Annotated in this window: 24 protein-coding genes and 1 tRNA gene; 21 read left to right on the plus strand and 4 right to left on the minus strand. The window is 67.4% G+C overall.

Features of this window, described 5'->3' with window-relative positions; translation table 11 throughout:
• The first annotated feature begins 102 nt into the window (after positions 1 to 102).
• Together QLQ15_RS06940 and QLQ15_RS06945 are read left to right on the plus strand one after the other, a co-directional pair.
• Positions 103 to 1,254: a glycosyltransferase gene (locus QLQ15_RS06940; protein WP_283212101.1), complete on the plus strand. Its 1,152-nt coding sequence runs from the start codon at positions 103 to 105 to the stop codon at positions 1,252 to 1,254.
• Entirely contained in the window at positions 1,241 to 2,314 is a 1,074-nt protein-coding gene (locus QLQ15_RS06945; RefSeq protein ID WP_283213953.1) for a CDP-glycerol glycerophosphotransferase family protein, read from the plus strand. Before QLQ15_RS06940 ends, QLQ15_RS06945 begins: the two co-directional genes overlap by 14 nt.
• Positions 2,315 to 2,629: 315 nt before the next feature.
• Here the strand turns inward: QLQ15_RS06945 and QLQ15_RS06950 are convergent, their stop codons facing one another.
• Positions 2,630 to 3,838, minus strand: coding sequence for a site-specific integrase (locus tag QLQ15_RS06950; RefSeq protein ID WP_283212102.1), 1,209 nt, complete (start codon positions 3,836 to 3,838; stop codon positions 2,630 to 2,632).
• Between QLQ15_RS06950 and dusA the strand changes: the two genes are divergently transcribed.
• From dusA to QLQ15_RS06975, 5 genes are all read left to right on the plus strand, one after another.
• The gene (gene dusA / locus QLQ15_RS06955) at positions 3,837 to 4,793 is read left to right on the plus strand and encodes a tRNA dihydrouridine(20/20a) synthase DusA (RefSeq protein ID WP_283212103.1); all 957 of its coding nucleotides are present in this window, start codon (positions 3,837 to 3,839) and stop codon (positions 4,791 to 4,793) included. The genes QLQ15_RS06950 and dusA overlap by 2 nt on opposite strands.
• A complete protein-coding gene (locus QLQ15_RS06960) occupies positions 4,790 to 5,701 on the plus strand; it encodes an arginine deiminase-related protein (RefSeq protein WP_283212104.1) in 912 nt (303 codons plus the stop codon). The genes dusA and QLQ15_RS06960 overlap by 4 nt, the downstream gene beginning before the upstream one ends.
• A 155-nt stretch (positions 5,702 to 5,856) precedes the next feature.
• Positions 5,857 to 6,204 carry a hypothetical protein gene (locus QLQ15_RS06965; protein WP_283212105.1) on the plus strand — a complete coding sequence of 116 codons (348 nt, stop codon included), beginning with the start codon at positions 5,857 to 5,859 and terminating at the stop codon, positions 6,202 to 6,204.
• Positions 6,205 to 6,270: 66 nt separating this feature from the next.
• Positions 6,271 to 6,954 carry a response regulator transcription factor gene (locus QLQ15_RS06970; protein WP_283212106.1) on the plus strand — a complete coding sequence of 228 codons (684 nt, stop codon included), beginning with the start codon at positions 6,271 to 6,273 and terminating at the stop codon, positions 6,952 to 6,954.
• Positions 6,955 to 7,092: 138 nt separating this feature from the next.
• Positions 7,093 to 8,496 carry an ATP-binding protein gene (locus tag QLQ15_RS06975; RefSeq protein WP_283212107.1) on the plus strand — a complete coding sequence of 468 codons (1,404 nt, stop codon included), beginning with the start codon at positions 7,093 to 7,095 and terminating at the stop codon, positions 8,494 to 8,496.
• 18 nt (positions 8,497 to 8,514) lie between these two features.
• Here the strand turns inward: QLQ15_RS06975 and QLQ15_RS06980 are convergent, their stop codons facing one another.
• Together QLQ15_RS06980 and QLQ15_RS06985 are read right to left on the minus strand one after the other, a co-directional pair.
• The gene (locus tag QLQ15_RS06980; RefSeq protein ID WP_432277847.1) at positions 8,515 to 9,255 is read right to left on the minus strand and encodes a M90 family metallopeptidase; all 741 of its coding nucleotides are present in this window, start codon (positions 9,253 to 9,255) and stop codon (positions 8,515 to 8,517) included.
• A gap of 33 nt (positions 9,256 to 9,288) precedes the next feature.
• A complete protein-coding gene (locus QLQ15_RS06985) occupies positions 9,289 to 9,546 on the minus strand; it encodes a hypothetical protein (RefSeq protein WP_283212108.1) in 258 nt (85 codons plus the stop codon).
• A gap of 426 nt (positions 9,547 to 9,972) precedes the next feature.
• Here QLQ15_RS06985 and birA point away from each other — a divergent pair, with 426 nt between their 5' ends.
• From birA to QLQ15_RS07040, 11 genes are all read left to right on the plus strand, one after another.
• Entirely contained in the window at positions 9,973 to 10,968 is a 996-nt protein-coding gene (gene birA / locus QLQ15_RS06990; RefSeq protein WP_283212109.1) for a bifunctional biotin--[acetyl-CoA-carboxylase] ligase/biotin operon repressor BirA, read from the plus strand.
• Positions 10,965 to 11,705, plus strand: coding sequence for a type III pantothenate kinase (locus QLQ15_RS06995; RefSeq protein WP_283212110.1), 741 nt, complete (start codon positions 10,965 to 10,967; stop codon positions 11,703 to 11,705). Before birA ends, QLQ15_RS06995 begins: the two co-directional genes overlap by 4 nt.
• 10 nt (positions 11,706 to 11,715) lie before the next feature.
• The gene (locus QLQ15_RS07000) at positions 11,716 to 12,450 is read left to right on the plus strand and encodes an SPOR domain-containing protein (protein ID WP_283212111.1); all 735 of its coding nucleotides are present in this window, start codon (positions 11,716 to 11,718) and stop codon (positions 12,448 to 12,450) included.
• 40 nt (positions 12,451 to 12,490) lie between these two features.
• Positions 12,491 to 12,566: transfer RNA gene (locus QLQ15_RS07005), tRNA-Thr, on the plus strand.
• A gap of 17 nt (positions 12,567 to 12,583) precedes the next feature.
• The gene (gene rocF, locus QLQ15_RS07010) at positions 12,584 to 13,507 is read left to right on the plus strand and encodes an arginase (RefSeq protein ID WP_283212112.1); all 924 of its coding nucleotides are present in this window, start codon (positions 12,584 to 12,586) and stop codon (positions 13,505 to 13,507) included.
• Between the two features lie 124 nt (positions 13,508 to 13,631).
• Positions 13,632 to 13,766: an entericidin A/B family lipoprotein gene (locus QLQ15_RS07015; RefSeq protein WP_283212113.1), complete on the plus strand. Its 135-nt coding sequence runs from the start codon at positions 13,632 to 13,634 to the stop codon at positions 13,764 to 13,766.
• Between the two features lie 133 nt (positions 13,767 to 13,899).
• Positions 13,900 to 14,496 (plus strand): RNA polymerase sigma factor, encoded by a 597-nt coding sequence (locus QLQ15_RS07020; protein WP_283212114.1) that lies wholly within the window; start codon positions 13,900 to 13,902, stop codon positions 14,494 to 14,496.
• Entirely contained in the window at positions 14,493 to 15,002 is a 510-nt protein-coding gene (locus QLQ15_RS07025) for a hypothetical protein (protein WP_283212115.1), read from the plus strand. Before QLQ15_RS07020 ends, QLQ15_RS07025 begins: the two co-directional genes overlap by 4 nt.
• A 68-nt stretch (positions 15,003 to 15,070) precedes the next feature.
• Positions 15,071 to 15,988: a DUF4097 family beta strand repeat-containing protein gene (locus QLQ15_RS07030; protein WP_283212116.1), complete on the plus strand. Its 918-nt coding sequence runs from the start codon at positions 15,071 to 15,073 to the stop codon at positions 15,986 to 15,988.
• Between the two features lie 125 nt (positions 15,989 to 16,113).
• Positions 16,114 to 16,266: an entericidin A/B family lipoprotein gene (locus tag QLQ15_RS07035; protein ID WP_158982695.1), complete on the plus strand. Its 153-nt coding sequence runs from the start codon at positions 16,114 to 16,116 to the stop codon at positions 16,264 to 16,266.
• Positions 16,267 to 16,474: 208 nt separating this feature from the next.
• Positions 16,475 to 16,675 carry a CsbD family protein gene (locus tag QLQ15_RS07040; protein ID WP_283212117.1) on the plus strand — a complete coding sequence of 67 codons (201 nt, stop codon included), beginning with the start codon at positions 16,475 to 16,477 and terminating at the stop codon, positions 16,673 to 16,675.
• A 104-nt stretch (positions 16,676 to 16,779) separates the two neighbouring features.
• Here the strand turns inward: QLQ15_RS07040 and QLQ15_RS07045 are convergent, their stop codons facing one another.
• Positions 16,780 to 17,541 (minus strand): hypothetical protein, encoded by a 762-nt coding sequence (locus tag QLQ15_RS07045; protein ID WP_283212118.1) that lies wholly within the window; start codon positions 17,539 to 17,541, stop codon positions 16,780 to 16,782.
• Between the two features lie 102 nt (positions 17,542 to 17,643).
• On the opposite strand from QLQ15_RS07045, the gene QLQ15_RS07050 reads away from it, so the two are divergent.
• The 3 genes from QLQ15_RS07050 to QLQ15_RS07060 all read left to right on the plus strand — a co-directional run bounded on the left by QLQ15_RS07050 (position 17,644) and on the right by QLQ15_RS07060 (position 20,325).
• Positions 17,644 to 18,972 carry a tryptophan--tRNA ligase gene (locus QLQ15_RS07050; RefSeq protein WP_283212119.1) on the plus strand — a complete coding sequence of 443 codons (1,329 nt, stop codon included), beginning with the start codon at positions 17,644 to 17,646 and terminating at the stop codon, positions 18,970 to 18,972.
• Positions 18,969 to 19,280: a hypothetical protein gene (locus tag QLQ15_RS07055; protein WP_283212120.1), complete on the plus strand. Its 312-nt coding sequence runs from the start codon at positions 18,969 to 18,971 to the stop codon at positions 19,278 to 19,280. Before QLQ15_RS07050 ends, QLQ15_RS07055 begins: the two co-directional genes overlap by 4 nt.
• An 85-nt stretch (positions 19,281 to 19,365) precedes the next feature.
• A complete protein-coding gene (locus tag QLQ15_RS07060; protein WP_283212121.1) occupies positions 19,366 to 20,325 on the plus strand; it encodes an MBL fold metallo-hydrolase in 960 nt (319 codons plus the stop codon).
• Positions 20,326 to 20,417 lie beyond the last annotated feature (92 nt).

The raw sequence follows: 20,417 nt of genomic DNA on the forward strand, positions 1-20,417 counted from the left end.
CGTTCCCGCCGTATGCCATCGCGACCAACACGCGCGGCCCTCAAGACGCACGCAAACGCAATGCAACGCAAGTCCCGTTGGGCATGCGGCCGATGCTGTTCCGTGAACTCGATCACGCCATCTGTCAGCGACTCTTCGCCGTGTGGCTTGCAAATATCATCGCCTCCCGCAGAATGGGGATCGGGGAAAGCCAGCGCGTCTTATGCGATGGGCGATGGCTGCCAGGGAGGGGGCGCCAGCTTGGGGAAGTTACGGGTAATCACGCGCGACAATGGCGCCGGGTTGAGTCGCGATCTGCGACTGGTCATCGATGCGCTTGCACCGCATCACGACGTGCGCACCATGGGCCTGGGCGCCAATCGCGCCGCCAACCGGATTAGACAATGGTACGCACGCGCGCAATGCGCCGCGTTCGGGCGCATCGATGTGCAACTGTCCCTGGAGCGCGTCTACGCCCCCATGCTCGACTGCGCGCGCAGCAACCTGCTAATGCCGAACCCGGAGTGGTTCCAGCCCGCCTGGGTCGACCTGCTGCCGCGGTTTGAACGCGTGCTGTGCAAGTCGCTGCATGCGGTACCCATCTTCGAGCAGCTGGGATGCCACGCGATCTACACCGGCTTTACCAGTGAGGATCGGCTGGATCGCGATGTGCCCCGCAAGGATGCCTTTCTCCACATCGCCGGGCGCAGCTCCGCGAAGGGGACGCGCGCGGTGCTGGACGCATGGTTGCATCACCCCGAATGGCCGCGCCTGACGGTGGTTCAGTGCGCGCGCAAGGCGCGGGTTCTGGCTGCCTCCGCGAACATCGAGCACCGTGTGGGCTACCTGCACGATGACGAGCTACGGCGCCTGCAGAACGAGCATCGGTTCCACCTGTGTCCTTCGGAGATCGAGGGCTTCGGGCATTACATCGCCGAGGCGATGAGCGTCGGCGCCGTCGTGCTCACCACGGACGCCGCACCGATGAACGAGCTGGTCACCCACGACTGCGGCGTGCTGCTCGCATGCACGGCTGGCACCCGACTCGGTCTTGGCATTCGCCACCAGGTCGACCGCGCCACCATCGAAGCGGGTGTCCAGCACGCGCTGTCACTCGATGCACGGGCGCGCCAACGCATCGGCGATGCCGTGCGAGACCGCTTCGTCGAACGCGATCGGGCGTTCCGGTTGCGGCTGGCCTCCGTGATCGCGACGGGCGATGACTGGTCTCCCGCGCGATCGCGTACGGCACGTGGCTCGCATGCGCCGACCTGATGATTCGCCGCGCCGCTGGGCACTGCTCGCCTCGGAGCAGTACTCGTTCCCGATCCTACGGCCACTGGCTGCACAGGCGATCGCGCGCGGACACGAGGTTGCGTGGCTCATGCGCGATGGGCTGGCCCCTTCCATGCTTCCCGGCGAACTGCGACTGCGCAGTCGCAGCGCACTGAAGGCATTCGCGCCGGCTGCGGTGTTCGCCACCGTGCATCGGATCCCGCCCTGGTTGCCCGGTCTTCAGGTGCAACTGTTTCACGGCCTCAACCTGAGCAAGCGCGACCCGAAGCGCGGGCACTTCCGGATCTCGGACCTGTTCGACCTGTACTGCACCCATGGCCCGGTCACGACGCAGCCGATGCAGGCGCTCGCGGATGAGCATCGCGATTTCCTAGTCGTCGAGACCGGATGGCCAAAACTCGACACACTGTTCGCAGGCGCTGGCGAACGCGCTCTGGCTCTGCGTCGCGCTGCGGCAGGTCGCGCAGTCGTCATGTACGCCTCTACGTTCAACGAGCCGCTCAGTCGCGCGCGCGATTGCCTGCCTGTGATCGAGGAACTGGTTCGCCGCGGCGATCGCTACTGGCTGCTGACGCTGCACCCGGTGTCGCCACCGGACCTGGTCGAGCAGTACCGGCGCCTGGCGGGCGCGAACGCCGTCTTTCTCTGTGCCGAACGCCTGGCGGACATGCTCCACGCCGCCGATATCCTGGTGTGCGACACGTCCTCCGTGATCGAGGAATTCGCACTTCTCGGCAAGCCGGTGGTCTCCGTGTGCCATCGCCAGCCCCAAGCCTTCATGCTTGACGTCGGCTCACCCGATGCGATCGATGCCGCGATCGCCTCCGCGCTGGCCGATCTCCCTGAACGCTATTCGCTGACGAAGGCCTACGCAGATGCGATCCACCCCACTAGGGACACAGGCTCCTCCGCGCGCGTGCTCGACGCCGTGGAGTCGGTGCTGCGCGGAGAACGCGCGACGCCGCGCCGGCGCCGACGACCGGTCTGGCGTCGCTGGTGGCGGTCATGGCGCATGCTGTGCGAGCTTCTGCCGGGGTGACGATGTGGACGCAGGTTTGGAGACCATGACGACCCCGCAGTTGCAGACGTTCGGCGCAGGCGCTGGATGCGAATGTCCGCTTCTGGCCGATAGCGGACATGAGGGTTCTCGGGTGTCGCGTACCGGTCATGCCGAGTGCCTCGAGCTCGTCCCACGCCTCCCCCATCTAGACACGCCGGTACCGTCACCGGTTGGAGAGAGCTCACGGCATCGCCCAACGACCATCGCGTTTCGCCGGAACAGGCTCAGCCGAGTTCGAGGCTGAGCGATTTCCCTTTGCTCCCCCCCCCAGCGCTTGCAGACCGACGTGCATGATCAATCCCGATGCAAACTCTCGGGACGGAGCTGCGTGTAGCGCTTCAACTCTTGCCAGCTTTCGTGCAGCGTGACAGTTGCGACCTGTTCGATGCTGTAACCCTGTTCAAATAGTCGGGACGTCGCCTCGTGGCGAAGGTCGTGGAAATGAAGGTCTTCTATTCCAAGGGCGACGCACGCGCGCCGAAACGCCGTTCCGATCGAATCCGGCTTGAAGGGGAAGATTCTCTGCCGCTCTCTGGTAGGCTGGCGATCGACGAGGGGCCACATGTCGGCGAGCAGAGGGAAGCGCTTATGATTGCCCTCCTTTGCCCGTGGATGCTTTGCATCTCTAAGTACGACCGTTCTGGTGGGCGCGTCCAAATCTTCCCAAAGAAGCCTGGTGATTTCACCTTCGCGTTTGGCAGTGCCGATGGCGAAATCGATAATGTCGGCCATAGGTAGCTTCATTCGCCACGCACTGGCTGCAAAATGTGCCTTTAGCTTCGAGAGCTCGTCGAGTGTCGGACGCCGGTTCCGCTTAACCGACTTCGATACGAGTTTTACCAAGCGGAGAGACGGACGGGCTTCAGCTACGGGGTCATGGGGCAGGGTGAGCTTGCCCATCGACTTAGCCACCTTAAGCATTTCGGAAAGGTAGCCGAGCTCGACATTCATGGTGGCGCCACTGCAGCTTGGCACGCGGTGCCCGCCCTTGTTTATGTGCTCGCCCTGGCGCCTCCTCCGCGTGTGCTCGATGACGTCCGCAGCAGTGAGTTTGCTAGCGACTTTGTCCCCAAGTCCCTCCTTAACCCTCGACAGGTTTCCCCGCTGAGTGAGGCTGATTCGTTTCAGTTGGCCCACGTATGTGCTGTACCAATCCACGAGCTCCGCGACGGTGGCTCCGTCATGCTCGGCGACACCTCGAGCTTCCTGGTCTGCCAGCTCACGTTCGATTCGGTCCGCCCAGGTTCGGGCAGCGCTCTTCGTCGGAAAGGTCCTCGATTTGGGCGCAAAGCCTTTTCGGCGGACAATAGCCCTCCACCGATCGCCGCGCTGTTGAAAGGTCGCCATGTCGTACCAGGTGAACGTGGTACACGAATGGTACACCGGGACCGGGAAGTGGCGGGAAATCTCGGGAACGCGCAGGATCAATCGAGAAGCATAAGTGACTGTAGATAAACAGAAAGCGTTGAATCCGCAGGCTATCCGATTATCGGTTGCGCCCATGATGGACTGGACCGACACGCATTGCCGTGTCTTCCATCGCCTGCTGGCGCCGCATGCGCGTTTGTACACGGAGATGGTGCACGCCAATGCGGTGATCCTGGGCGATCGCTCGCGATTGCTGGCGATGGACCCGGGTGAACACCCGGTCGCGCTGCAGCTGGGCGGAAGCGAACCGGAACTGCTCGGGCAGGCCGCGCGCATCGGCGCGGAACACGGTTTCGACGAGATCAACCTCAACTGCGGATGTCCGTCGGACCGCGTGCAGGCGGGGCGCTTCGGCGCATGCCTGATGCGCGAGCCGGCGCTGGTGGCCGAGAGCGTCGCGGCGATGGTCGCGCGCTGCGACGTGCCGGTGACGGTGAAGTGCCGGTTGGGCGTGGATGACGATCACGAGTGGGAGCGCTTCGTCGCCTTCATCGATACCGTCGCGCAGGCCGGCTGTCGCATGTTCGTGGTCCATGCGCGCAATGCCTGGCTGCAGGGGCTCTCGCCGAAGGAGAACCGCGAGGTTCCGCCGTTGCGCTACGACTGGGCGTACCGGCTCAAGCTCGAACGCCCGCAGTTGCAGGTGATCGTCAACGGCGGCATCGCCACGCAGGAAGAAGCCACCGCGCACCTGGCCCACACCGATGGCGCGATGCTCGGCCGCGCGGCCTACCACGACCCCTACCTGCTGCACCGCCTGGATGTGGCCTGGTTCGGCGGCGAGCTGCGCAGTCGCGGCGAACTGCTGCGTGCGCTGCGTCCGTACGTCGAATCGCAGCTGGAATCCGGCGTGTACCTCAAGCACATCACGCGCCACCTGCTGGGTCTTTTCGCCGGCGAGCGCGGCGGGCGCGCGTTCCGGCAGGTGCTCAGCGAAGGCGCGCACAAGCCGGGCGCGGACTGGTCACTGGTGGAACAGGCGCTGGCGGTGACCGAGTCCTTTGCCGGCGAACGGGCGGACGCGGCGTGATAACGCGGCAGACGACCACGTTCTTCGAGTTCGCGCGCGGGCTCGCGACGGATTTCGGTCCGGCCACGGCGCGCGCCGCGTTCCTGGTCGCTCCCGACGGATTCCGCCTGGCCGAGCAGTCCGCTTCGGACAACCGCTACATGGCGCAGGCCGATCGCTTCGACGCCGCGTGCGCAAGCACGCAGCACCGCGACCTGCATCGCGCGCTGTCGGAGGTGGTTCCTACCGTCTGTTTCGCCGGCGATCCGGAAGCACCCGACGACGTGTTCCCGAACAACGTCTTCGCCACGGCGGCCGGGCGGTACGTGGTCGGTCGCATGCGTCACGCCGTGCGCCAGCGCGAAGCGGAGCGCGCCGACATCCGCTCGTTCTTCGGTGGGGTGCTCGATTACGCCGAGATCGACCTGTCCACGCAGCCGCATCCATGCGAGTTGACCGGCTCGCTGGTCATCGACCGTGCGCGCGGGCTGGGGTTTTGCGGGCTGTCCGAGCGTTGCGATGAAGCGGGTGCACGGCTCATGCACGACGCGCTGGGTCTGCGCGCCACGCTGATGTTCGATCTGGCGCCCGGGGAATACCACGCCAACGTGGTGCTGGCGGTGTTGGCGGGTCGCGCAGCGCTGATCTGCCCCGGTGGCTTCGCCGATGCGGCGGTGGCCGAGGGCATCGCAGCGTTCTACGCACCCCACGCCGTGGTGCTGTCGGACGCCGAGCACCGGGCGTTCGCCGGCAACGCCATTGCCTTGTCCGACGACGTGGTCTGGATGAGCGCGTACGCCGACCGGGCCTTGTCGGAACACAGCCGCGACCTGTTGGCCGGTGCCGGCTTCCGGGTGCGCAGCGTCGAGCTCGATGCGATCGAGGCAGGCGGTGGCTCGCTTCGCTGCTGCGTGGGCGAGGTGTTCTGACGAGTCGTGGGGGCGCACGCAACGTCGACGGTTCTGAACACCGGCCAGCAGCCGTGGGAAAGTTCAGACCGGATTCACCGCCTTGTTCCAAGAATGCGCACTTGTCGCACAGTCATGCGATATTGCCGTGCCTTCGCTGCCCGAACCTCATGAAAATGCCGATTTCCCGTGCCGTGTTCCTGGTCCTGCTGGCCGCCTTGTCGGCGACCGCGGGTACCGCGTGGGCACAGCAGGGCCGCGGTGGTGGTCATGAGCGGGGGGGCGATGACCGAGGCCATCAGCGCGGTGACGATCGCCAGGGGTTGTCGGACTCGGTCCGTCGGGTGGAGCGCCGCACGGGCGGCCAGGTGCTCAGCGCCGAGCGCGTTCCCTACGACGGCCGCGACGTCAATCGCGTGAAGGTGGTCGATTCCAGCGGACGGGTCCGCATCTACATGGACGACCCCCAGACACGCGGCCGGGATCAGCAGCAGGACGACCGTACACGCCGTAACGACGACTGACCCGCCACGCTCTGGGAATCCGCCCGGGCAGCGGGATAGACAGAACGAACCGACATTGGAGTCCACATGCGAATTCTGCTGGTCGAAGACGAAGCTCCGCTGCGCGAAACCCTCGCGGCCCGCCTGAAGCGCGAAGGCTTCGCGGTCGATGCCGCGCAGGACGGCGAAGAGGGCCTGTACATGGGCCGCGAAGTTCCGTTCGACCTGGGCATCATCGACCTCGGACTGCCGAAGATGTCGGGCATGGAGCTGATCAAGGCCCTGCGCGACGAAGGCAAGAAGTTCCCGGTGCTCATCCTCACCGCGCGTTCGAGCTGGCAGGACAAGGTCGAAGGCCTCAAGCAGGGCGCCGACGACTATCTGGTCAAGCCGTTCCACATCGAAGAGCTGCTGGCGCGCCTCAATGCGCTGGTGCGCCGCGCCGCCGGCTGGAGCAAGCCGACGCTGGAATGCGGCCCGGTCGTGCTGGACCTCGCCGCGCAGACGGTCAGCGTCAACGGCAGCAACGTCGACCTGACCAGCTACGAGTACAAGGTGCTCGAGTATTTGATGATGCATGCCGGCGAGCTGGTCTCGAAGGCCGACCTGACCGAGCACATCTACCAGCAGGACTTCGACCGCGACTCCAACGTGCTGGAGGTCTTCATCGGCCGCCTGCGCAAGAAGCTCGACCCGGATGGCTCGCTCAAGCCGATCGAGACGGTCCGGGGCCGTGGCTATCGTTTCGCCATCGCCCGCACGGGCGAATAAGCAACCGCTCACGGATTCGATGATCCACACACGCCGGGCGTCGGCGAGCAATCGTCAACGCACGGCGCGCTGGTTAACCTTGGCGGCGATGCCGTCGCCCCTCCGCCCCTCCTTCGCCGGTCGCACCGGCCGTAGCCCATGAGCTGGGGTCAGCCGCGTTCGCTCCAGGCGCGCCAGTTGCTGGCCGCGAGCCTGGGCCTGGTGGCGTTCCTGGCGCTGGCCGGCTACGCACTGGACCGGGCGTTCCTCGAAACCGCCGAAAGCAACATGCGCCAGCGCCTGCGCAGCCTCGCGCTGGCATACGTGGCCGGCGGCGAATTCGCGCGCAACGGCGAGTTCATCCCCCCCTACGAAACCGTGGACCCCCGACTGGAGCGTCCCGGCAGCGGCCTGTACGCCGAGGTCGTGCTGCCGAACGGGCACTGGGATTCGATGTCCGCGCAGGGGCCGACATTGCCGGCCGGCACGTTGCTGGCCGCCAACAAGGAAAGCTTCGAGGGGCCGTTGCCGATCACCGAGATCAGCGGCCAGCCGGGCGAAGCCTACCGCTACGGACGCGGACTGATCTGGAGCGCCGGTGGCGACGATGCGCGCTCCGAGTTTCCGTACACCATCTACATCCTGGAAGACACCACCGCGCTGAGCCGGCAGGTCAGCGTGTTCCGCCAGGCGTTGTGGCGTTACCTCGGCGGCGCCGGACTCATCCTGATGCTGCTGCAGGCCGTGATCCTGCGCTGGAGCCTGCGTCCGCTGCGGCGCGTGATCGACGAACTCAAGCGCGTGCAGCGTGGCCTGGCTTCGCGCATGAGCGGACGCCATCCGCGCGAGCTGGAACCGTTGACCGAAAGCATCAACGCCTTCATCGAGAGCGAGCGCGAGAACCTCGACCGCCAGCGCAACACGCTGGCAGACCTCGCACACAGCCTGAAAACGCCGCTGGCGGTATTGCGCGCGCGCGTGGGCGAGACCGACGTCAGCGCACCGGAGCTGCGCGAAGAAGTCGACACGCAGGTGCGGCGCATGAACGACCTGGTGTCGTATCAGCTCGCACGCGCGGCGCGATCGGGCCACGTGCTGTTCGCCGCTCCGGTCGAGATCGAACCCTACGCCGACCAGATCGTGCGCAGCCTGGAGAAGATCTACGCCAGCAAGGGCGTCCTGTGCGAGTTCGACATCGACGCCGGCGTGAAGTTCTACGGCGAGCCGGGCGACTTGCAGGAGGTGCTGGGCAATCTGCTCGAGAACGCCTTCAAATGGGCGCGCTCGCGCGTGCTGCTGACGGTGAAGGAAGGCGAGATCGCGCCCAATCGCCGACCGGGCCTGTTCCTGGCGGTGGACGACGACGGCCCCGGCGTGCCGGAGGACAAGATCGACCTGGTCCTGCAACGCGGCGTGCGCGGCGATGAGCGAGTGCAGGGGCACGGCATCGGTCTGGCGACGGTGCAGGACGTGGTGCGCAGCTACCGCGGTACGCTCGATGTCAGCCGTTCGCCGGAACTGGGCGGCGCGCATTTCGAAGTGGTGCTGCCGCCGGGTCTGTGATCGGCCGCGGGTGCGCGGTTACGCGAACGGCGACGGGCCGTAGAAACGCTGCAGGTGTGCGGCGACTTCGGGCATCGCCTTGCGCAGCGAGCGCGGATCGCTGAAGTGGTACTCGGTGACGACGGCGAAGAACTCTTCCGGAGCCTCGGCGGCGTAACCGTCGATGGTCGTGCGTCGACCTGCATCGACCTGTTTGGCCAGTGCGTCGTACGCCGTCTGGAAATCGCGCGCCCACTCGCGCTGCCATGGGCGCGGCAGCGGTGGCGTGCCGTCGAGCACGCCATCGAGCACATCGATCTTGTGCGCCATCTCGTGTGCCGCCACGCAGAACCCGGCGCGCGGATCCTCGCAGTCGGCCAGCACATCGGCCCATGACAGGATCACCGGGCCCTGATCCCAGGCTTCGCCGATCAGCTCGTCTTCCCATTCGTGCAGCACGCCGGCCGCATCGACATGCGTGCGATCGACGCGAAAGGCATCGGGATAGACGATCAGCTGCGACCAGCCGCGCAGGCCTTCGCGGCCGAACTCGATCAACGGCAGACAGCACAGGGCGGCGAGGCTGCAGCGTTGCACTCCGTCGAGGACGAGTTCGCCGACCGGAGTGATGGCCTTTTCGTGCAGGAAGCGCGCTGTCAGCTCGCGCAGGCGCGCGTCGCGGGGTGCATCGAGGGCGCGCAGCCACGGCACAAGCGCATGCGCGCCTTGCCAGACGTCATCGGGAATCGAAGCGGGCTCGCGCCGCAGGCGCCGGAACAGGCCTAGCAAACGCGTGCAGCCCGCAATCGCAAATCAGCGGAACATACCCGGCAGGAAGCTATGCCAGCGCGGCGACTGCATGCGTGGGCCGGTGGCATCGCCATGCACCGTCGGGCGGGCTTTCGCTTCGCGCTGGGGTGCGGTGGCGTGAGGGGTCGCGCGCGGCGTTTCGCGAACGAGCGCGGCCGATTCCGGGCAGCTACCGCTGTTGGCGGAGCTGAGCTTGATCTCGCGCGCAGCTACGGTCGAGCTGGCGACCACGATCAGCAGGCACAGGCAGATCCGGAACATGGCGGAATCCTCGGACGAACCCGGGGCGCACCCCGGGCAAGACTGAACTATAGCGCGAATACGGGACGTCGGCCGGACGGCTGGGTGGTGCATTGCAGCAACTCTCCTTGTTCGGGCGGGGCCGCCGGCCTGGGAAATCCGGTCGGCGACCGTCGGTCCGGACGGCGCGCCTTGCAGACGCATCATCTCGTATCGATGCGTGTGCGGGGCAAAACGTTGCAACGCTTCGCCGCGCCCCGCCATCGTCCCGCCGATTCGTGACGGTCGGGTGTCCCGGAAGCGGCATTCCGCGGCCCTGCGCGGACATGGCGCTCCAGGCGCGACCGTTCGTCGGCGGGTGCGGCTACCGCATAATCCGCGCATGAAAACCCGTCGCTCCTGGCCTTACCGCGCCGCCCGTCGAGCCCCTTGCCGATGCCCGGGCTGATGGACGAGCGCGCGCTGTTGCAGCGACTCATCGCCGGTCCCGCCTCGGGCGATGCCCTCGCGCGCGACAGCGGCCAGACGCGGGCGGCGATCTGGAAGCGCATCGGCGCCCTCCGTGAGGCGGGCGTGCCGATCGAGGCCAAGGCCGGTCGCGGCTATGTGCTGGCCGCCCCCATGGACCTGCTGGACGCTGATGTCATCCGTAAGGGCCTTCCCCCCGTAGCCGCCGAGGGGCTGTCGGCCCTGGACGTGGCCTGGACCCTGGATTCGACCAACAGCGAGCTGCTTCGCCATCCGGCCCCGGATCGGGGCGCCCGGGTGCTGCTGGCCGAGCGCCAGACCGGCGGTCGCGGACGGCGTGGCCGGGAATGGGCCTCGCCCCTGGCGGCCCACCTGTACCTGTCGGTATCCCGCCAGTTCGGCGCCGGCCTGGCCCGGCTCGGCGGTTTGAGTCTGGTGGTGGGAATCGCAGCCGCCGAAGCGCTGGGCGAACTGGGGTTCGACGGCGTCCGTCTGAAATGGCCGAACGATCTGGTCGTTGTGAGAAATGATGGGCTGCGCAAGCTGGGCGGGATCCTGGTGGAAGGCGGCGGCGAACACGCCGGCCCCGCCCGCGCGGTCATGGGGCTGGGAATCAACGTACGCATGCCGGCGACCGTGGCGGCGGCGATCGACCAGCCCTGGTGCGATCTCACCGGTCTGTCCGCACCGCGCCGCGCGCCCGACCGCAACGCGCTGGCCGCAGCCGTGCTTGGGCGGTTGCTGCCGGCACTGGACGAATTCGACACGCACGGCCTGGCGCCGTTCCATCCGCGCTACGCCGCGCTGGACGCATTGAAGGACCGCGCCGTGGTCGTGCACGCTCCGACCGGTACGCTGCACGGCGTCGCGCTGGGGCTGGCCGACGACGGCGCACTGCGCGTGCGGACCGAGGATGGCCAGGAGCGACCGTTCCATTCGGGGGAAGTCAGCGTGCGGAGCGCAGCGACAGCATGAGTGCGTGGTTGTTCGACCTGGGCAATACGCGGCTGAAGTGTGCGCCGCTGCTCGACGGTGCTCGCGTCGGCGAGGCCATCGCGCTGCCGCACCGCGAAGAAGACGTTGCTGCCGCCATGGCGCAGCACCTGCCGGACCGCATCGAGGTCGCGTACCTGGCGAGCGTGGCCCAGCCAGGCCTGCGCGTGGCCGTGCTGCAGGCGCTGGCGGCGCGCTGCGGGCGCATTTCCATCGCGCGCACGCAGGCGCGTTTCGGACCGGTGCGCATCGCCTACCGCGACCCACGCAAGCTGGGCGTGGACCGCTTCCTTGCGCTGGTGGCAGCGCATGCACGCGCGCAGGGGCCGGCGCTGGTGTGCGGGGTCGGCACCGCGCTGACCATCGACCTCATCGACGCGGAAGGGCGGCACCTGGGAGGGCGCATCGCGCCGTCGCCCACCCTGATGCGCGAGGTGCTGCATGCACGCGCGCCGCAGTTGCCGGAAGACGGCGGGCGGTACACCGAATTCGCCGACGACACCGAGGACGCGCTCGCCTCCGGCTGCGAAGGGGCGGGCATCGCACTGGTCGCGCGCAGCCTGGACGAAGCACGCGCGCGGCTGGGCGAAGAGCCCGCATTGTTCGTCCACGGCGGCGGTTCGCAGGACCTGATCGACCACCTGCCCAACGCGACCGGGGTCGCAACGCTGGTGCTCGAAGGGCTCGCGCAGTGGGCGGCCGTCGAGACCGCCGCTTAGAATCGCCTCCATGCTCGTACGCGCCCTGGTCGTCCTGCTGCTGGTAATCAATGTTGGCGTCGCCGCCTGGTGGACGCTGCGCGCGCCGGCACCGCTGCCGGCCGCGGTCGAACCACCGCTGGGCGTGGCGCGCCTGCAACTGGTGAGTGAGGCACGCAAGCCTGCGCCGGCACCCGCACCCATATCCGCACCTGCGGCGCCGAGTGCGCCCGCACCCGCCGCGCCAGTGGTCGCCACGCCAGCGACTGCGCCTGCCGTGCCTTCGCTCAGCGAGCCGCACGATGCCAGCGTGCGCTGCTACAGCGTCGGTCCCTTCAACGACGAAGCTGCCGCCCAGCACGCACGTGAGCTGCTGATGGCCGTGTCCACCCGTGTGGTGCCACGCGAACAGCGCGCCGGCACCGCGCGCGGCTGGCGAGTCTATGTGCCGGCGGCCGCGACGCCCGAAGCGGCCAAGGCCACCGCGGACCGCATCTCCGCCGCGGGCTTCAATGATCTGATGATCGTGCGCCAGGGCAGCGAGGCCAACTCCATCGCGCTGGGTCGTTATCGCAACGAGGACACCGCGCAGCGTCGCGCGCAGAGCCTGGTCGCGGCCGGCTTCCCGGCACGCGCCGAAGCGCTGGGCGATGGCCGCCTGAGCCTGTGGCTGGATCTGGTGGCCAAGCCCGAGTTCGATCCCGCCCGCGTCGAAGCCGCGGTGCTCGTGCCCACCCGGCCGCTGGAATGCACGCGCGTGCGCTGACATGGGCGTGCGCGGCACCGCAGGCTAGAATGGTCTCTTCGCCGGCATAGCTCAGTTGGTAGAGCAACCGCCTTGTAAGCGGTAGGTCGTCAGTTCGATTCTGACTGCCGGCACCAGACAGGATGCCCATGCGATGAGTCGAACCATTCCTCCGGTGTCGCTGATCGGCGCCCCGACCGACGTGGGCGCCGGCCATCGCGGTTCGCGCATGGGGCCCGAAGCGCTGCGCATCGCAGGACTGGGCGAGGCGCTGATGAAGCGCGGCGTCGATGTGATCGACCGCGGCAATCTCGACGGTCCGCGCAATCCGTGGCAGAAGCCGGTGGACGGCTATCGCCACCTGCCGGAAGTGGTTGCGTGGAACCGCGCGGTCATGGACGCGGTGGGCGCCGAACTCGACGAAGGCCGCCTGCCGATCCTGCTGGGCGGCGACCACTGCCTGGGCCTGGGTTCGATCACCGCCGTCGCGCGCCATTGCCGCGCGACCGGCAAGCAGCTGCGCATCCTCTGGCTGGACGCGCACGCCGACTTCAACACCAGCCAGGTGACGCCGTCGGGCAACGTGCACGGCATGCCGGTCGCGTGTCTGTGCGGCCTGGGCCCGGACGCGCTGACCAACCTGGGCGGCGAAGCACCCGCGATCCGCCCCGAGGAGATCCGCCAGATCGGCATCCGTTCCGTCGACGAGGGCGAGAAGCGGCTGGTGCAGGAGTACGGCCTGGACGTCTACGACATGCGCTACATCGACGAGATCGGCATGAAGCGCGTCATGGAGGAAGCGCTGGAAGGCGTGGACGACAACACGCATCTGCACGTCAGCTTCGACGTCGATTTCCTCGATCCCAGCATCGCGCCCGGCGTGGGCACGACCGTGCCGGGCGGCCCCAACTACCGCGAGGCGCAGCTGGTGATGGAGATGATCGCCGACACGGGGCGCATGGCCTCGTTGGACATCGTCGAGCTCAACCCGATCATCGACAAGCGCAACCGGACGGCGAGGCTGGCCGTGGACCTGGTCGAGAGCCTGTTCGGCAAGTCGACCCTGATGCGTGACTGAAGCCGATGCCGGCCGGTCTGAATTGCGGCTGACATCACGCCCGGCGGGCCACCCGGCAGGGTGCGGGCGCGGGGCGGGCGTGCGATCCTTGCGCCATTACCGATCACGTCTCCGGAGAGACAACATGAAGCGTTTCGTTGCCCTGCTGCTGCTCGCCGCGTTCTCCGTGGCCACGCTCACTGCCTGCAACACCATGGAAGGCCTCGGCAAGGACGTGAAGAAGCTCGGACAGAAGGTCGAGGACAAGGCCAGCAGCTGACGGCTGCCGCCACATCCAGCACATCGAAGGCCGGCCTTGCCGGCCTTCGTGCCGTCTGGGCCCCGGAAACCCGAATGCCGGCACGCCCAGGCCCTGCTTAAACCCCCCGCCGCCCCGGCGCATCAGAGCCACTATGCTGACCCTTGTGACCGAAAGCCTGACCGACATTCCCGTCGCGACCGAGGACGGTAGCGAGGAGCGCAGCCTGGTGGCAGCCGCCGCGCGCGGCGAGATGGGGGCTTTCGAGAACCTCTATCGCCGTCATGCCGGTCGGGTGCACGGCGTCATCGCCCGCCTCGTCGGCGGGGCAGGGGCGCGCGCCGAGGACCTGACCCAGGAAGCCTTCGTCCGGGCATGGCAGGCGCTGCCGGCGTTCCGCTTCGAATCGGCATTCTCGACCTGGCTTCACCGCCTCGCGGTCAACACGGCATTGATGGAGCTGCGCAGCCGGCGCAGCCGCCCGCAGGACGAGGGCGATTCGGACGAGGACGTCTTCGACCTGCTCGGCAGCGCCGACTCGGCCGGCCATACCACGGCCCTGTCGATGGATCTGGAGCGTGCCGTCGCCAGTCTGCCGCCGCGGGCGCGCGCGGTGCTGGTGTTGTACGACGTCGAAGGCTGGAAGCACGAGGAGATCGCCGCCGAGCTCGGCATGGCGGTCGGCAGCTCGAAAGCGCAATTGCATCGCGCGCGCACCCTGTTGCGTGCCCGGTTGGGAGAACAGGCATGACCACGAACGACCACGACATCGACGGCAAGAACGAACTGACCGATGCGCTGCGCTGGCAGCTGCGCGCGCAGCGTCGCGACACGCCACCGGCACGCGATCTGTGGCCCGACATCGCCGCGCGCCTGCAGTCGCAGCCGCAGCGCATGGCGCCGCCGCGTCCGCGCTGGCTCACGCCGGTGGCGCTGGCCGCGACGCTGGTGCTCGCCGTGGGTTCGGTCGGTCTGTGGCGCGGTTCGGTGACGCCCACCGCGGACGCCCCTGTGCGCGCCACCCTGGTGCAGCGCGAGGCCGAAGGCATGACGCGCCAGTACCAGGCCGCGATCCAGGAGATGGGCGCCGGGCAACCGCCGGCCGAACTGCAACCCACCTTCGACGAACTGGACCGCAACGCCCAGATCATCCTCACCGCGCTGTCGCAGAACCCCGACTCGCGCCTGCTGCTCGAACAACTCCGCCGGACGTACGCGCGCCGACTCGCACTTGCGCAACGCGTCGCCTACGCCTGATGGTTTCCCTCAACCCCACGACCCGACCCTTCGCTTCCACCGAACCAATGCAGCTCCGGAGAAACTTCATGACCCGCGTCCATATCCAACGCCTCGCATTCGGCCTGGCCCTGCTGACGGCGCACAGCGCCTTTGCGGCCACTCCGATCAACGAGACGCGCCCGCTGGATCCCCGCGGCCGGGTCGAGGTCGAGAACGTCAAGGGCAGCGTCGTGGTGAAGGCGTGGGATCGCCCCGAAGTGAAGATCGAAGGCAGCCTCGGCGCGGGCGTGGAGCGCCTTGAGGTCGAAGGCGACGAAGAACACCTCAGCGTGCGCGTGCGGTATCCCAACCGCGGCGGCATGGGCATGTTCGGCAACTCCGACAAGAGCGAACCCACCGACCTGCGCCTGATGGTCCCGCTGCGCGCGGACCTGGATATCGACGTGGTCTCCGCCGACGTCAGTGTGGAAGGCGTTGCCTCGAACGAGCTGTCCGTCGACAGCGTCAGCGGCGACGTCACCGTTGCGGCCGCTCCGCGCGAAGCCGACTTCGATGCGGTGAGCGGTGACCTCAACCTGACCATCAACAGCAATCGCGTCAGCGCGGAGACCGTCAGCGGCGATCTCATGCTGCGTGGACGCATGGATGGCGAGATCGCCGTGGAAACCGTGTCCGGCCGCATCGACGTCGGCGTGCTGCAGAGCCGTCCCACCAAGGTCACCGGCTCCACCGTGTCCGGCGACATCCGCATCGACACGGGCCTGGCCAATAACGGACGCATCTCGCTGGAAAGCGTCAGCGGCGATCTTGACCTCAGCCTGCCACGGAACGTGTCGGCCAATGTGCGTGGCGAAAGCTTCAGCGGTGATCTGCGCGCGCCGGGCGCGGAGATCATCCGGCCCAAGCACGGCCCGGGCTCGAGCTTCGAGCATCGCTATGGAAACGGCGATGGCGACATCACCCTGGAAACCTTCTCGGGCGATGCGACGCTGCAGCTCAACTGAGCGACGAAACTTCCGCTGAATCGGTTTTCCACCCATCCACCCCGGCTTCACGCGCGGTCGCGTCAGATGCAGTCGCGACGCCGCATGGCGGATTCACGTGGTTTCACCGAGTCGAGGAGGATTTCATGAAGCGTTTGATGGCTCTGTTGCTGCTCGCCCTGTTTTCGATGGGCACCCTGAGCGCCTGCAACACCATGGCGGGCGCCGGCAAGGACGTGCAGAAGGCCGGCGAGAAGGTCGAAACCAAGGCCGAGGATTGCAAGGACGGCAAGTGCTGATTCGAGCGTGCCGTAGGATGTGAAGAGAAAGGCCGGAGCAATCCGGCCTTTCCTTTTTTGTTCGTGCGCGCGACACGATGAATGACGCGTTCACCGACATCAAACCGCGACTAACGCAATCGCGACCGCGCGCGAATGCATCGATTGCGAACCTGTTCGGGCGGATCAATCACCGCATGCAACCGCCACGAGAAGAGGAACGCAACGGATGAACAAAGACATCATTGCCGGCAAGTGGACGCAGCTGAAGGGGCGTGCCCAGGCGCGCTGGGGCGATCTGACCGACGACGATTTCGACGTGGCCGAAGGCAACGCCGAATACCTCGCCGGCAAGCTGCAGGAGCGGTATGGCTGGGAACGCGACCGCGCACAGAAGGAAGTCCGCGATTTCGAGAAATCCCTGAACTGAGTCGTTTGAATCGCAGTAGCTGAAGCACGCGGTGCGCACGCCGGGAAGAGTGGCGATGGTGTGGCCGTCCGCCACACCGGCGTGCGCCGATAGCTATGAAGGGGTCACCAATCACCACCCGGCGGATCGGGAACGAACTCCGCCGGGAATGCGCGCGGGCGATCGCTCGCGACGCGGTAGGGGCGGGGAATCACTCCGCGCGCCACCAGCGCATCGTATGCGTCATAGCGAAGCTCCGTCGTTTCCGCAGGCGTCGTGCTGGCGCGGACGAATTCCGTGCGCTGCGCGGGCGACCATTCGCGCGGGCCGTGCCCGGTGCCGATGGACTGCGCACGGGATTCCTCGCGTGCTGGCGCGGCGGATGATGCACGGGCGGCATCGTCCCGGCTTTCGTAAGCCACGGGTGGCTCCCACATGGATGGCCGCGCCTCTTCGAACACCGCCACTCCGATGACACCCACGTTGTCCGGTCGTCCGGTGCGGGCGGCGTAACTGTGGGCGAGGTCGGTGAACACGAAGCGGGCCACCTGGCGCATCGATTTGCGCCAACCCTCCACCTGCGTGGACTGCCACGGTTCCAGCACATAACCGGTCTGCGCGCTGGCCGCTGTCTCGCCCGTGATCGCATTGACGCCGTCCACCGACAGCACCACCAGCACGCGTCGACCGGTCGTGTTGGTGAGCCGGATGGCGTACGAACGTCCGGGCTCGCCTTCGATCCACTGCTGGCCGCGATGGCGCATGGACGCGATCCATTGGCCGCTGGCGCGATCGACGACGGCCAGGTCCACCCGTGGCGAGGCCCATGCGGGAGGGATGGCCAGGATGAGTAAGAAGGCGATCAGGCAGGGCAGGGTGTGCTTCATCGGGCAGCCTCCGGAAGGGGACACCCGGTCGAACGTGCGAGGAGGGGGCGCGGGGTTGCGGGCGGGTACACTGTGGGGCCGTTTTCCAGCGTCAAAGCGTCGATGAGCCCCACTCGCGTCCTTACCGGCATCACCACCTCGGGCACTCCGCACCTGGGCAACTACGTCGGCGCCATCCGCCCCGCCGTCGCTGCCAGCCGCGATCCGAACGTGGAGAGCTTCTATTTCCTGGCCGACTACCACGCGCTGATCAAGGTGCAGGATCCGGCCCGCGTGCAGCGCTCCACGCTGGAGATCGCAGCCACGTGGCTGGCGTGCGGACTGGAGCCGGACAAGGTGTGGTTCTACCGCCAGAGCGACGTGCCGGAAGTGCAGGAGCTGACCTGGTTCCTGACCTGCGTGGCGGGCAAGGGCCTGCTGAACCGCGCGCACGCCTACAAGGCGGCGGTGGACAAGAATCGCGAGGTCGGCGAAGACGACGATGCCGGCGTCAGCGCGGGCCTCTTCATGTACCCGGTGCTGATGGCCGCGGACATCCTGCTGTTCAACGCCAACCGCGTGCCGGTTGGGCGCGACCAGATCCAGCACATCGAGATGGCGCGCGATTTCGGCCAGCGCTTCAACCATCTCTACGGCGAACACTTCGCACTGCCCGAAGCGGTGATCGACGAGAACGTGGCCACGCTGCCCGGCCTCGACGGCCGCAAGATGAGCAAGAGCTACGACAACACGATCCCGTTGTTCGTCCCGCGCGAGACGCTGAAGAAGCTCATCTACTCCATCGTCACCGACTCGCGCGCGCCGGGCGAGGCGAAGGATGCCGAGACATCCAACGTCTTCCAGCTCTACCAGGCCTTCGCCACGAACGAGGAGACCGCGGCCATGCGCCAGGCCTTCGCCGACGGCATCGCCTGGGGCGAGGCCAAGCAGGCGCTGTTCGAGCGCATCGACCGCGAGGTCGCGCCGCTGCGCGAACGCTACGACGCGCTGATCTCACGTCCGGCCGAGCTCGAATCGATCCTGCGCGACGGCGCGCGCCGCCTGCGCGAACGCTACGCACAGCCGACGCTGGCGACGCTGCGCGCGGCCGTGGGCCTGCGCGATCTGTCGCAGGTGCAGGTGGGCGCGTCCCGCAAGGCCGCCAAGACCAGCGCCTTGCCTGCGTTCAAGCAGTACCGTGAGGGCGACGGCCGCTTTTACTTCAAACTGGTCGATGGCGACCGCGTGCTGCTGCAGAGCATCGGGCACGACTCCGCACGCACCGCCGGCCAGTTGATCGCGCGGTTGAAGCAGGAAGGCGGCGCATCGCTGCATCACGCTGCGGCCGGCGCCGTGCACCTGGGCGACGAACTCATTGGCCATCTGCACGAAGGTGCGGAGCTGGCGGAGATCGTCGAAGCACTGGCGCAGTTCGCGGCACAGGACGCATGAACCCACTGGTCGAGCTGAACCTGGCATTGATCCTCTTCCTGCCGTGGTTCGCCATTCTTGGCGTGTTGTACTGGATGTTCCCGCGGCGCCCGCGCCACACGGCGCGCAAGCTGTTCGACGGCACCGCGCTGCTGCTGGCGTTCACCGCATTCCTGCTGAGCCTGTACTGGTCGCACGCCCATGCGGACCCGGGCTACGGGCGCATGTGGCAACAGATCCTCGCCACGGCGGTGGGCTATGGCGTGTTCCTGGCGGTGCTGACCACGGCGTTCTTCGTGCGTCGCCGCTGGCTTCGCCGACATCCCTGACGCGCGCTGCGACCAAAGCCGAATCGCCGCCCGCGGCGCTGCGGTCTAGACTGCGGCTACGTCTTTCGCAGCGATATCGGACTCCATGAGCGACGCGCACGGCATCGTCACCATCGACACCGGCTTCCAGCGTCCGCGTTTCGACGCGGCCTACCTGATCGTAGAGAACGGCCGCGGTGCGTTCATCGATTGCGGCACGCAACATTCGATTCCTGCCATGCTCGACGCCCTGGCCGCACACGGACTGCAGCCGGGCGATGTCGACTGGCTCATCCTCACGCACGTGCACCTGGACCATGCGGGCGGTGCCGGTGCATTGATGCGCCGGCTGCCCAACGCACGACTGGCCGTGCATCCGCGTGGCGCGCCGCACATGATCGATCCCGAAAAGCTCGTCGCCGGTGCCACCGCGGTGTACGGGGAGGAAGAGATCGCGCGCAGTTACGGCGAAATCCTTCCGATCGACGAAGCACGCGTGCGCGTGGTGGAAGACGGTGACACGATCGAACTCGCCGGGCGGCCGTTGCTGTGCATCGATACGCCCGGCCACGCGCGCCACCACCTGTGCGTGTGGGATGAGCGCAGCCGTAGCTGGTTCACTGGCGACACCTTCGGCCTGTCCTATCGCGAGTTCGACAACGACGACGGCGCGCCGTTCGTGATTCCCACGACCTCGCCTGTGCAGTTCGAGCCGGAACCGTTGAAGCAGTCCATCGCCACGCTGCTCGCGCGCGATCCGCAGGCGATGTACCTCACGCATTTCGGTCGGGTCGACGAAGTGCAGCGGCTGGCCGTGGACCTGGTGGATCAGATCGATGCGATGGTCGCGCTCGCCGTCGCGGCGGACGCGCGGGAGGACCGTCACGCATGGCTGGTCACCGCCCTGACCGGGTTGTACATTTCGCGGGCGAAGGCGCATGGCTGCCCGCTTTCGCCGGATGACGTGCGCGCGCTGCTGGGCGTCGACATCGAGCTCAACGCGCAGGGGCTGGAAGTCTGGCTGGCCCGCCAGAATCGGGCCTCCCGCCCTGTTCAGGTTCGCTGAGCGCACACCACCGGCTGAACCGACCGTCGCGGAACGACGCACCTGTGGTTTGCATCACAGGTTGCCCCAAGGCTGGGGAGTAGCCTGAGCGG

It is taken from the genome of Lysobacter stagni (genome assembly GCF_030053425.1).
Taxonomy (GTDB): domain Bacteria; phylum Pseudomonadota; class Gammaproteobacteria; order Xanthomonadales; family Xanthomonadaceae; genus Lysobacter_J; species Lysobacter_J stagni.